General features: G+C 59.7%; 10 protein-coding genes. 6 read left to right on the top strand and 4 right to left on the bottom strand.

Features of this window, described 5'->3' with window-relative positions:
• Positions 1–12 precede the first annotated feature (12 nt).
• The gene (locus V3W27_RS03995; protein WP_247267466.1) at positions 13–174 is read left to right on the top strand and encodes a hypothetical protein; all 162 of its coding nucleotides are present in this window, start codon (positions 13–15) and stop codon (positions 172–174) included.
• Positions 175–188: 14 nt separating this feature from the next.
• On the opposite strand, the gene V3W27_RS03990 is transcribed toward V3W27_RS03995, so the two are convergent.
• The 4 genes from V3W27_RS03990 to V3W27_RS03975 form a co-directional block, all read right to left on the bottom strand.
• Entirely contained in the window at positions 189–1499 is a 1311-nt protein-coding gene (locus tag V3W27_RS03990; RefSeq protein ID WP_330206254.1) for an ArnT family glycosyltransferase, read from the bottom strand.
• Positions 1500–1844: 345 nt separating this feature from the next.
• Positions 1845–4466 carry a bifunctional diguanylate cyclase/phosphodiesterase gene (locus V3W27_RS03985; protein ID WP_330205974.1) on the bottom strand — a complete coding sequence of 874 codons (2622 nt, stop codon included), beginning with the start codon at positions 4464–4466 and terminating at the stop codon, positions 1845–1847.
• 158 nt (positions 4467–4624) lie between these two features.
• A complete protein-coding gene (locus V3W27_RS03980; protein ID WP_330205973.1) occupies positions 4625–5563 on the bottom strand; it encodes an AraC family transcriptional regulator in 939 nt (312 codons plus the stop codon).
• A 24-nt stretch (positions 5564–5587) separates the two neighbouring features.
• A complete protein-coding gene (locus V3W27_RS03975) occupies positions 5588–6421 on the bottom strand; it encodes an oxidoreductase (protein ID WP_330205972.1) in 834 nt (277 codons plus the stop codon).
• 379 nt (positions 6422–6800) lie between these two features.
• On the opposite strand from V3W27_RS03975, the gene V3W27_RS03970 reads away from it, so the two are divergent.
• From V3W27_RS03970 to V3W27_RS03950, 5 genes are all read left to right on the top strand, one after another.
• Positions 6801–7469, top strand: a complete 669-nt coding sequence (locus tag V3W27_RS03970) for a GntR family transcriptional regulator (protein ID WP_098964038.1) — start codon at positions 6801–6803, stop codon at positions 7467–7469.
• A 79-nt stretch (positions 7470–7548) separates the two neighbouring features.
• Complete coding sequence (locus tag V3W27_RS03965; protein ID WP_330205971.1) at positions 7549–8355, top strand: ABC transporter substrate-binding protein; 807 nt, start codon at positions 7549–7551, stop codon at positions 8353–8355.
• An 11-nt stretch (positions 8356–8366) separates the two neighbouring features.
• Positions 8367–9143, top strand: a complete 777-nt coding sequence (locus V3W27_RS03960; RefSeq protein WP_225134959.1) for an amino acid ABC transporter permease — start codon at positions 8367–8369, stop codon at positions 9141–9143.
• 2 nt (positions 9144–9145) lie between these two features.
• Positions 9146–9925, top strand: coding sequence for an amino acid ABC transporter ATP-binding protein (locus V3W27_RS03955; protein ID WP_330205970.1), 780 nt, complete (start codon positions 9146–9148; stop codon positions 9923–9925).
• A 170-nt stretch (positions 9926–10095) separates the two neighbouring features.
• Positions 10096–11706, top strand: a complete 1611-nt coding sequence (locus tag V3W27_RS03950; RefSeq protein WP_330205969.1) for a gamma-glutamyltransferase family protein — start codon at positions 10096–10098, stop codon at positions 11704–11706.
• Positions 11707–11775 lie beyond the last annotated feature (69 nt).

The following is an 11775-nucleotide window of genomic DNA, read 5'->3' as shown; positions in this document are numbered from 1 at the left end:
AGCGGGCAGTGGATGAAGGTGTCGCTCGCGAAAGCGGGCGCCACCTTTATTTTTTTCCTGCTGCAAACGACTGCTTTTGTGCAGGCCCTGCCGCCGATTCAGTACCCTGAATGCGTCATGACCCTGTCAGATACCAACATGTGGATGCTGGACAGTCGTGTCGCTTACTCATGAATCAGGAAGAAGCTTCACCAAAACCAATACGGCAAAAACTTCGGCGTGGGTTCGATCATGAGTTCCAGGTGGTAGGTGATCGGGTTGAAGAAAAACATATCCAGTATCAGAAATGCCGCTACGCCAATCGACAGCGTCATGAACTCCCGATAGGGATGCTCGGCGAAGTACTGGTGTTTGCCATGGTAGAAGCTCAGCAGCGCAGACAATCCCAAGGCTACGCCCAGGTAGTTGGGCTGTAACGGAACATCGGCGAAGTTGTTGTAGACCAGCACCGCCACCAGCATCACCACCCCCAGCATGGGCAACTTCAGGCAGAAGTTCAGCAGGCCGTCTTTGGCGCGGATCAAGGCGGCTTCCTTGCTGACGAAAAGGTAGGCGGCCAGCAGCGAAATGGCCGGGGTGATTGCCAGGATGTAGCGCGCTTTCTTCGAGCTGGGAACAGTGAACAGCACCAGCAGCACCAACAGCCACCCGGTCAGATACAGCAGCAGGTCGATGTCTTTATCGCGGGTCGAGCGGAAGAACAGTTTGTACTTCTTGAGAATTACATTAATGGCGTAAAACACCGTGATGCCGTAGGTCAACAAGCCTGCGGAGAAGTAGAAGTAATAGCGTGGCGCGTGGTCGGAACCGAAGCGTCCGATGCCCTGCATGTTCAGCACTTCCTCAAGGAACGCTTGCCCCCCTTGCAAGTAGGCGGCCCATGCCAGCAGCGCAACCCCAACAGTCAGAATTACGCCCGAGAGCAATGAAAACAGCAGCAACATGCGCCACTGCCGGCTCAGCAAGTAATAAGCGCCAATGACACTCGCCGGCCCGATCAAGCCAATAGGCCCACGAAAGGCGAAACCCAGTGCCAACCCGAGGTACAGCAATGCAAGGCGACGCGGGTCCTTTTTTATATCGGCCGCATAGGCAAAGTAGAAGCACATCACCGTTATCAACGCCGGATAGACATCCAGTGCCAGCGAGTTGACGCCGTCAAGAAAAGCCCAGGTGAGCAGGCTGAAAAGAACGCCATACGCGCCCCATTTTTTGCTGTGCAGCGCGCCCAGCCGATAAATGAATACCAGCATCAGCGACGCGGCCACGCAGGACGGAATACCCATGGAAAGAATGGAAATCCGGCCGAATGGCAGGGAAACCAGATAGACCAACAAGGTATTAAGGACCGTGTAGTCGGGATAAGGCTTGAGGTCGTCGGCAATCGGGAACAGTGTGATGCCGTGCAGCAACATGTACTCGGCAAAGTCGACAAAACGTGTTGTGTAGTTCAGGACAGCGGGTTTGTACTGCAATGCCATGAACACGGCCAGTGTCATGAAAAAAATGCTCAGGCATGGATTTCTCGTAATCAACCCCGTCAACATTCCAGCCCGCGAAGTGCGCCCTACAACAAGCGGGGCATCATATCGATCCATCGTTAACCCTTTGGTGACGTTGTTCTTTTGACCGCAGTCCTGACAGTCCGGTGATGCCTGCATTGAACTTGTGTGTAGCGCGAGATTGACGTTGAGCCTGATCCGCGGTGAGGAATATTCAAGCATGACGGCCCTAAACACACCCTGAACAAAACCAATTGAAGTCAACAGGAAAACGTATTAACAACGCGTGTCGAAACGGGCTTTGTGCATTTCAATGATTGAATGGCAGTGATACAAGGCCGGCTAAATGACGCGCCCTTTCTTCGGCGACGGATGCTCGGCCGGTTCAGCCCTGGCGCTTTTCAACAACTGCGCAAACGCGCTCTTGTCGATCGGTCGACTCATGAAATAACCCTGCACCTCGTTGCATTGATCCTTGCCGAGAATCTCCAGTTGCTCCTCGGTTTCCACGCCTTCGGCGGTGACGGTCAGGCCCATGGCTTTGCCCAGGCCGATGATCGCCTGAACCACGGCGCGATCGTTGGCGCCGTTGCTGATCGAGGCGATGAAGCGCTTGTCGATCTTGATCCCGTCAAACGGGTAGGCGCGCAGGTAGCCGAGGGACGAGTAGCCGGTGCCGAAGTCATCCATGTTCAGCCGCACCCCGAGTTGCTTCAGCGCATTCATCGTGGCCAGCGCGCCGTCGGTGTCGACGAGCATCACGTTTTCGGTGATTTCCAGTTCCAGGCGACTGGCCGGGAAACGGGTCTGGATCAGCGCTTCGCGCACGTCTTCGACGACATCGCTGAGGGCAAACTGCGCCGGCGACAGATTGACCGAGAGCAGAATGTCTGACGGCCAGCTCAGTGCGGTTTCACAGGCTTCGCGCAGTACCCAGCGCCCCAGCGCCACGATCAGGTCGGTCTGTTCCGCCAGGCCGATGAACACGTTCGGCCCCAGTAGGCCCTTGGTTGGGTGTTGCCAGCGTACCAGCGCTTCGACCGAAACGATGTGCTTGCCGTCGACGGTGTAGCGCGGCTGGTAATGCAGGATGAACTCGTCGTTCTTCAATGCGCCACGCAAATCGCTTTCCATTTGCCGGCGGGTCTGGATCTGGTCGTTCATGTGCGCTTCGAAATAGCACCAGGTGTTCTTGCCCTCGGACTTGGCCTGATACAGCGCGATGTCGGCGCAACGGATCAACTCGCTGGGTACGAAGCCCTGACGGCGGCTCAGGGCGATGCCGATGCTGGCGCCGACGTGTAGCGGGTGATGTTCGAAGACCATCGGCTGATGCAGGCTCTCGACCAGCCGGGTACAAAAGCGGTCGACCTCCTGCCGAGTGTCCATGCCATTGAGCACCACGACGAATTCGTCACCGCCCAGGCGCGCGACGATGTCGAGCTCACGGGTGCATTCGCGCAGGCGACTGGCGACTTCCTGCAACACCGCATCACCGGCCGGATGGCCGAGGGAATCGTTGATCGGCTTGAAGTTGTCCAGATCGATCACCAGCAACGACAGTGGCGGGGCATGCTCTTTGAGCAGCAGCGCGTCATCCAGATAACGCGACAACTGATTGCGATTGGGCAGGCCGGTCAAGGCGTCGTGCATCGACAGGTGCTGGATCTGCGCATGGGCGGCGACTTCGTCGGTGATGTCACTGGCGGTGCCGCGATAGCCGACCACGCTTTGTTTCTCGATGATCGGCCGCGCTGAGAGCCGACAGTGGCGTTGCTGCCCGGCGTGATCGCGGTAGGTGCAGCGCAGGTCGCTGGCATTGCTGTCTTCGGTGAGTTTTTTCAGCCACAGCTCCAGCGGCGTGGTATCGCAGGACACCAGTTGCCCGATGCCTTGCCCCAGCCACTCGGTTTGCGGGTAACCGGTCACCTCGCTGAAGCGCGCCGAGAGATAGGTCAGGCGCAGCTGATTGTCGACTTCCCAGATCCAGTCCGATGCGGCTTCGGCCACGGCACGAAAGCGTTCTTCACTGGCTTCCAGTGCGTGGTTGGCCGCCTCCAGCGCCTGATTCGAGGTCTTCAACGTGCTGAAACTCTGATCGACGTAGGTCGACGATCGCACGGCGTGACGCAGGAAATAGGCGGTCAACAGCATCAGCACGGCCAGCACGCCGCCAAGCGTTGGCAGCAATGACCACAACAATTGCTGCCCGGGGCGCTTCAGATCTGCCGTCAAGCTGAAACCGGTACTGTCCAGCGGCACGCGTGGTTGCTCCCCGCTGAGCTGTTCATCCGGAATCAGCGTCAAGTTGTTCAGGCCATAGGCCACGCCAAGCGCCTGCAGTTTGGCCGGTGTCAGCTTGTCGACGAATACCAGCACCGAGGTCTGTTGCGGATCGCCCACCGGACGCTCATCGTTGGGCAGAATGGCCGCCGCCGTGATCAGAGCCGGCCAGCCGTCGAACAGCGAGTAGGTGCTGACAGGTACAGTCAGCTCGGACTGGTTTTGCACCTGATCAATCAACGACGCGGCAGGCACCGCGAGCCAGTGCGCGATGTCCGCGTCTTCCTGCTGCCCCTGCACCACGGCGTATTTGGTGCGCTGCCGATCCAGCACGAACACGCCGTCATAACCGTCAGTGGTGAACAGCGTCTTGCCAATGTTCTGCTGGGTGTAGGCCCAGTCGGTATCGACTTGGTTGTGCAAGTGCTCGTAAGCCGTGGTCCAGTCGGCGTAACTGGTGATGTAGCTCTTTGAGGTGCTGATGCGGTTTTCCAGAGCGCGGGCCATGTAGAAACGGTTCTGCTCGACATCCTCGCGATCCAGGCGAGCGGCAATGCCGAGCAGGGTGCCGATAGCGGCAATCACCCCGACGATAAACAGCGTGCCGACCGCAAACGCCAGGCGGCGGGTGATTGTGCTTTGCTGAGGCGGAACCGGCGCAGCGGGAGCGAAGATATCCATATGTTCGTCCTTGATTCTCTGTCTGAATCATCTGGAACAGCGGCCTGCGTGCAATGTTCAATGTGTTTGTCGGGCTTGCACCGAGGCGGATTTCTCAAGCGTAGTGAATGCGCGGGGATTTTGCCTTGAGACGGGCATGCGATGGCCGGGAACGGTGCTCAGTGCGAAGAAACATACGGGGAGGGCGTGGCGGACTGGGGCAGGGCATACGTGGCTTTCATCCACGCGACCTCAGCCAGCGGCGTGCGCCCGAAGAAACGCTTGAACTCGCGGCTGAACTGCGAGGCGCTTTCATAACCGACGTTGAACGCTGCCGTCGCGGCCGGTATGGCGCCACGCAGCATCAGCAAACGCGCCTGATGCAGGCGCGTGGCTTTGAGGTATTGCATCGGCGATGAGTCGGTGACGTTGCGAAAATGCACATGGAAGCTCGGTACGCTCATCCCGGCTTCCTCGGCGAGGGACTCGACGTCCAGACGCTGTTCATAGCTGCTGTGAATCCGCCGGATCGCCCGGCTGACCTTGCCGAAATGCCCTTGCTGCTGGAGCGCCGCACGCATCGACCCGCCCTGGGCGCCGGTCAGAATCCGGTAGTAGATCTCCCGGACCAGCGCCGGCCCGAGGATCTGCGCGTCGCCCGGATCGCTCATCGCTTCGAGAAAACGCAGGGTCGAGGCGCGCAATGGATCATCCATCGGCGAGGCGTACATGCCCTTGGGCGGAGCGTCGCTGGGGCCGAACACCTCGTCGACCTGCAGCATCAATTCGCTGGCCAACTGCAGGTCGAGGCGCATATACACCGCCAGCATCGGCTCAGCCGCACTGGCCTCGGTTTCCATGGTGAACGGCACCGGCACCGACACCACCAGATAATGCTGTGCGTCATAGACGTAGACGTCATCGCCCAGAAAGCCGCGCTTGCGCCCCTGACAGATAATCACGATGCCCGGGTCATACAGCACCGGGGTGTTGCTCAGCGGCCGATTCGAGCGCAGAAAACGCACGTCCTCCAGCGCACTGAGGTTGTAACCCTCCAGCGGCGCGAGCTGTTCAAGCAACTGCACCATGCGCGCGGTATACGGATCGGATGGACTCATGGGCATTGATCTCTGTGCCGGGACTCAGCCATCGGTGGAGCGGGTCAGGGTTTCCCATTGCTCGATTTCGCTTAGGCTGCGTTGCAGTTTATCGCGCACCAGATTCAGCGCATCGCTGCCCAATAGCAAGTGTGCGGGCGGTGCGGCGCTGGCGATCAGTTGCAACATGGCCTGTGCAGCCTTGCGCGGATCGCCCAACTGCTTGCCGCTTTTCTCTTCGCGGGCCTTGCGCACGGGGTCGAAGCTGGCGTCATAGTCGGCAATGCTGCGCGCCGTGCGCTGCATCGAACGCCCGGCCCAATCGGTGCGAAACGAACCGGGGGCTACCGCCGTGACAAAAATGTTGAACGGCTGCAATTCCTTGCTCAGCGTACCGGAGAGCCCTTCGAGGGCAAACTTGCTCGAGCAGTAATAGGCAATCCCGGGCATGGTGATGGTGCCGCCCATCGAGGTGATATTCAGAATGTGTCCGGCGCGCCGTTGACGGAAATACGGCACGAACGCCTTGATCATCGCTGCCGCGCCAAACACGTTGACGTCGAACTGACGCCGCATCTGCGCCAGCGGTGACTCCTCGAAAATGCCCTCATGTCCGTAACCGGCGTTGTTCACCAGCACATCGACCGGACCCAGTGTGGCGTCGACGTCGGCGATCACCTCGTCGATGCGTTCGAAATCGGTGACGTCGAGCAACACCCCGTGTGCCCGATCCGCTGACAAGGCCTCGAACGACTTCAGATCGGCCTCGTTGCGCACGGTACCGATCACCCGGTGACCGGCGTTGATCGCTTCTTGCGCGAGCGCGCTGCCAAAGCCGCTGCTGACCCCGGTGATGAATAAGGTTTTGCTGCTGTGCATGGCAAGCTCCGACGGATAGGTGAAACGACATGGTAGGCAGCGCGGCGTGGCAAGGGTATGCCGGTTTGTCTGGGAGGATTGCCTATTTCTATAGGCAGGCCTGTAAGGGAAGTTGTCCTTCAGCCCACAAAAAAGCGTCGCTCCTGGAGCGGCGCTGCCATTCAGTTGAGTGTTACTCAGCTACCAATCTGCACCTTTGCGGTGCTCGCCATGGGCGATCGGGTAGCACCGCTCGAGTCTTGCACGGCAGGGTCTTATCGCCGTTTTGCCGCTTAAATCATGTAAATCAAAAGCTTGGGCTGCACATGTGAAATCTGGCATGCATCGTGCTTTTTTGTATCCGTGGATAATTGGATACAAAAAGACAAAAGGTGCTGCCATGCAATTCGCTCCCGCCTACGATCAGCGTCAACCGATGACCGCCGAGGAAGAGGCCTACAACTTTCTGTTGGAAGGCATTTGCGGTGGTCGTTACCGCAAGGGCGACCGGCTGATCGCCGAGGACATCGCCAGTGAAATCGGCATGAGCCGCATGCCGGTGCGCGAAGCTTTTCGCCGTCTCGATGCGCAGGGCCTGGTGACGCTGCGGCCCAATCGCGGCGCGGTGGTCAGCGGTCTGGATGTCGAGCAAATGCATGAAGTGTTCGAGATGCGCAGCGCCCTGGAAGGGCTGGCGATTCGCATCGCCGTACCCAAGATCAGCGAGCGTCAGTTGACCGCGCTGGAGCGGCTGCTCGATGAAATGGACGACTACCGCGAGGAGAGTGCGGCGTGGGTCAGCCGCCATCGCAAGTTCCATGAATACCTGTGCAGCCTCAGCGATCGCCCACGACTGCTGAAGCAGATAAGCGCCCTCTATTCGCTGATCGAAGCGCCGATGCGCCTGTGGCTGCAGCACATCGAAAAGCCCCTGAGTGCGCGCCAGGAACACCAGATGATCCTCGATGCGATTCGCGCCGGTGACGCCAGCAAGGCCGAAGCCGTGGTGCGCGAGCACATCGAAGGCACCGTCCCCGAACTGATCAAATTTTTGCAATCGGAAAAATAACCACAGAGCGGAACACGAGTCCGCCGATGTTTTGACTTTGAGTACTGCCCCGTTACTAACCGAACTGGAGTGTCTGGTCATGCATACGTCTCGCCTGTTACTGGCTGCAATTTCCCTGGGCCTCTGTTCGCAGTGGGCGCTTGCCGCCCCCACGGTGCCGGAGCGTCTGTTCAAGGTCGACAAACTCACCTATTGCTCGGGCATGGATTCACCGCCGCTGGTGTCTTTTGATGAAGCGCAAAAGCCCAAAGGGCTGACCGTCGACCTCGGCCTGGAAATCGCCAAACGTCTAGACGACAAGAAGGTCGATTGGCGGGTGATTCCATTCTCCGGATTGCTCCCGGCCTTGCTCGCCAAACAGTGCGACATGATCGTCGACCAGTTGTTCGACAAGCCCGAGCGCCGTGAGGTGATCGACATCGTCAACTACATGTATTCCAGCCAGGCGGTGGTGGTGCCCAAGGGCAATCCGAAGGCGCTGAAAACCCTTGCGGATCTCAGCGGGCACAAGATCGCGGTGCTCAACGGTTCGACCATCAAGACCTTGCTCGACACCGAAAATGAAAGCCTGACCAAGGCCGGCAAGCCGCCGATGAAACTGGTGGTCTACAACACCGATACCGATGCCTTCCAGGCCCTGCGCATCAATCAGGTCGACGCTTACGGCACCACCGTAGAAACCGCCGGCTATTACGCGGCGATGGCCCCAGACCTGTTCGAGGAAGGTGTGCCAGCCTTCAGCCGGATCCTGACCGGGCTAGGCATTCGCAAGGATGATGCGCAACTGAGCACCGCCGTGCAGCAGATCATCACCGACATGCGCAGCGACGGCAGCTACAACCAGCTCTTGAACAAGTGGCACGTCTCCAGCGACACACTCGATTGAGGTAAGCGTTGATGAACTTCAATTGGGATGTGTTCTGGCAGTACCTGTTGCAGCCAAGCGGCGTATACCTCACCGGGCTGTGGCTGACGTGCCTGATCAGTGTGCTGGCGATGTTGCTGGGCTGTGTGCTGGGGCTGGCCGCCGCATTGTTGCGCTTGTCGAAGAACCCTCTGCTGCATCTGCCGGTGCGTTTTTATGTGTGGCTGATGCGCGGCACACCGTTGCTGGTGCAGATCGTTTTCCTCTACACCGCGCTGGCGGCGGGCGGGATTTTTCGCTTCGAAGACATTGAGCTGTTCGGGCTGGTGATCCCCGGCAACATTCAGGCGGCGATCATTGCTCTGGGCCTCAACGAAGGCGCGTACATGGCCGAGATCATCCGTGCCGGAATCGGCGCCGTGGACAAGGGCCAGTACGAGGCCGGGCGCTCGCTGGGCATGACCTTTGCCAAACTGATGCGTCGCATCGTGCTGCCGCAAGCGTTCCGGGTGATCGTGCCGCCGCTGGGCAACGAGTTCAACGTGATGCTGAAAAACACCACGCTGGTCAGCGTGATCGGCGTGCAGGAGTTGTTGCTCAGCACGCAGATGGTCACCTCGGCGACTTTTCGGGTGTTCGAGTTGTACCTGGTGGTGGCGATTTATTTCCTGTTGCTCACCACGCTGTGGGGCTTCTTTCAGCGCTGGCTGGAGAACCGTTTCGGCCAGTCCGACCGACCTTCTGCGCCACCGCCGGCCTCCAGCCGGATGTTCGGTCGCAGCACTTTGAAACTGCTGAGGGGGCGTTAATCATGGCGCAGCAAAGTGACGAGTTGATCATCGAGGCGCTGAACATTCACAAGGCCTTCGGTGATCTGCAGATTCTCAAGGGCATCTCGCTGCAAGTACGCCGTGGCGAAGTGGTGGTGCTGATTGGCGCCTCGGGTTCGGGCAAAACCACGTTTATCCGCTGCATCAATCTGCTCGAAGACATTCAGGGCGGAGAGATCCGGGTCAACGGCCGGCCCATGGGTTATCGCACCCGGGCGGACGGCAGTCTGGTGCGCGATTCGGAACGCAACATCGCTCGCCAACGCCGGGACATTGGCATGGTGTTCCAGCGCTTCAACCTGTTCCCGCACATGACCGCGCTGGAAAACATCATCGAAGCACCGATTCAGGTGTTGGGCGTGCCGCGCCAGGCTGCGCTGGAGCAGGCGCACGCGTTGCTCAAGCGAGTCGGGCTGGCTGACAAGGCCGGGCATTACCCGTCGATGCTTTCCGGCGGTCAGCAGCAACGGGTGGCAATCGCCCGAGCACTGGCGATGAAGCCCCAGGCGATGCTGTTCGACGAACCCACCAGCGCCCTCGACCCGGAAACCGTCGGCGAGGTTCTGCAGGTCATGAAGGAGCTGGCCGAGGAGGGCATGACCATGGTCGTGGTCACCCATGAAATGGGTTTTGCCCGCGAAGTGGCTGACCGGGTGGTGGTGCTCGATCAAGGTGAGCTGATCGAACAAGGCCCGCCGGAGCAGATTTTCAGTCGTCCCACCCATCCCCGTACCCAGGCCTTTCTCAGCCGCGTGCTGTGAATTTCACAAGGATATTGACGATGCGTTTATCGAGCTTGTTCGCGGCGCCGCAGCCCCGACACGTTGCAGATCTTCGAGAAGACCGTCGGAAAACATCCAGCGCCTGATCACCCGTGAATGGAACCGGATCAAGTCCGGCCAATGAATTGCTGATTAGAAGAGCCTTTGCCATGTTGAAATTCTCTGCTCACGAATATCCCTATCCATCGCAACGCCAAAGCGTGTTCGCCCGTCGTGGCATGGTCGCAGCGTCTCAGCCTTTGGCCGCGCAGGCCGGTATCGAGATGCTGCAAAAGGGCGGCAATGCCATCGACGCCGCCATCGCCACGGCGGCGGCGCTGACCGTGGTCGAACCTACGGGCTGCGGCCTGGGCGGTGATGCGTTTGCGCTGGTCTGGTTCAAGGATCAGTTGCATGGCCTCAATGCCAACGGCCATGCCCCGGCGTCGCTAAGTATCGAAGCGGTCAAGGCGACCGGCCATGAACAGATGCCGCTGTATGGCTGGACGCCAGTGACGGTGCCCGGTTGCCCATCGGCCTGGGCCGAGCTGTCGCAACGCTTTGGCGTGTTGCCGTTCGCCGATTTACTGCAACCGGCGATCGGTCTGGCCAGAGACGGTTTTCCGCTGTCGCCGGTGGTTGCCCATCAATGGCAGATCACACTGGATGAGTTCAGTCCCCATCGCAATGAAGTGCTGCAGGCCTGGTTCGATACGTTCCTGATTGACGGTCGCGCGCCCCAGGCCGGGGAGCTGTTCCGGAACCCGGCGCAGGCGCGAACCCTTGAGGAGTTGGCCAGCACTCGTTGCGAGAGTTTGTATCGCGGCGCACTGGCACAACGCCTGGATGCGCATTCGCGGGCAACGGGCGGCTATCTGCGCGCCACGGATCTTGAGCATTACCGCGCGCAATGGGTCGAGCCGATTCACGTCAATTACCGTGGCGTGGATGTCTGGGAAATCCCGCCGAGCGGGCAGGGGCTGGTGGCGCTGATGGCGCTGAAGATTCTTGAAGGGTTCGACTTCGATCACCGTGACAGCCAGCAGACCTGGCACCGGCAACTGGAGGCGATGAAACTGGCCTACAGCGATGGCCTGCACTACATCACCGATCCGCTGCACATGCGCGTGGCCGTGGCCGATCTGTTGAGCGACGAATACAGCGCCCGCCGCCGCGCTCAGATCGGCGAACAGGCGCAGCCGCCGAAGCCGGGTGATCCTCACGCCAGCGGCACGGTGTATCTGGCCACGGCGGATGGGCAAGGCAATATGGTTTCGTTCATCCAGAGCAATTACCACGGCTTCGGCTCAGGCGTGGTGCTGCCGGACAGCGGCATCGCCCTGCAGAACCGTGGGCAGGAATTCAGCCTGGATCCCGAGCATGCCAACGCGTTGGCGCCGGGGAAAAAGACCTTTCACACGATCATTCCTGGATTCCTCACCAAGAACGGTCAGGCGCTGGGCCCGTTCGGGGTGATGGGCGGCTACATGCAGCCGCAAGGTCATGTGCAGATGGTGATGAACCTGGTGGATTTCGGCCTGAACCCGCAGTCGGCACTGGACGCGCCGCGCTGGCAATGGCTCGGCGGCATGAAGGTCGGCATCGAACAGGGCGCTTCACGGGATCTGGCCAATGCGTTGGCGCGTCGCGGGCACGAGGTGCAAATCGCCAGTGACCTGACGGATTACGGACGCGGGCAGATTATTCTGCGTGATCCAGTGACGGGCGTACTGTGTGGCGGGACTGAGCCGCGGGCGGATTCGCATATCGCAGTCTGGTAGAGACGGCAGGCACTCGTCAGGTCGGGAGCACACACTTTTTCACAAAGACCTCCCGGGATCCAATCGGTG

The organism is Pseudomonas sp. AM14(2022) (genome assembly GCF_036346455.1).
GTDB lineage: Bacteria > Pseudomonadota > Gammaproteobacteria > Pseudomonadales > Pseudomonadaceae > Aquipseudomonas > Aquipseudomonas putida_A.
The sequence above is the reverse complement of the archived record's forward strand: the minus strand, read 5'-3'. Positions and strand labels throughout refer to the sequence as shown.

Coding starts and splice junctions, on each gene's coding strand:
- V3W27_RS03995 (WP_247267466.1), top strand. CDS start 13: ATGAAGGTGTCGCTCGCGAAAGCGGGCGCCACCTTTATTTTTTTCCTG.
- V3W27_RS03990 (WP_330206254.1), bottom strand. CDS start 1,499: ATGACACTGGCCGTGTTCATGGCATTGCAGTACAAACCCGCTGTCCTG.
- V3W27_RS03985 (WP_330205974.1), bottom strand. CDS start 4,466: ATGGATATCTTCGCTCCCGCTGCGCCGGTTCCGCCTCAGCAAAGCACA.
- V3W27_RS03980 (WP_330205973.1), bottom strand. CDS start 5,563: ATGAGTCCATCCGATCCGTATACCGCGCGCATGGTGCAGTTGCTTGAA.
- V3W27_RS03975 (WP_330205972.1), bottom strand. CDS start 6,421: ATGCACAGCAGCAAAACCTTATTCATCACCGGGGTCAGCAGCGGCTTT.
- V3W27_RS03970 (WP_098964038.1), top strand. CDS start 6,801: ATGCAATTCGCTCCCGCCTACGATCAGCGTCAACCGATGACCGCCGAG.
- V3W27_RS03965 (WP_330205971.1), top strand. CDS start 7,549: ATGCATACGTCTCGCCTGTTACTGGCTGCAATTTCCCTGGGCCTCTGT.
- V3W27_RS03960 (WP_225134959.1), top strand. CDS start 8,367: ATGAACTTCAATTGGGATGTGTTCTGGCAGTACCTGTTGCAGCCAAGC.
- V3W27_RS03955 (WP_330205970.1), top strand. CDS start 9,146: ATGGCGCAGCAAAGTGACGAGTTGATCATCGAGGCGCTGAACATTCAC.
- V3W27_RS03950 (WP_330205969.1), top strand. CDS start 10,096: ATGTTGAAATTCTCTGCTCACGAATATCCCTATCCATCGCAACGCCAA.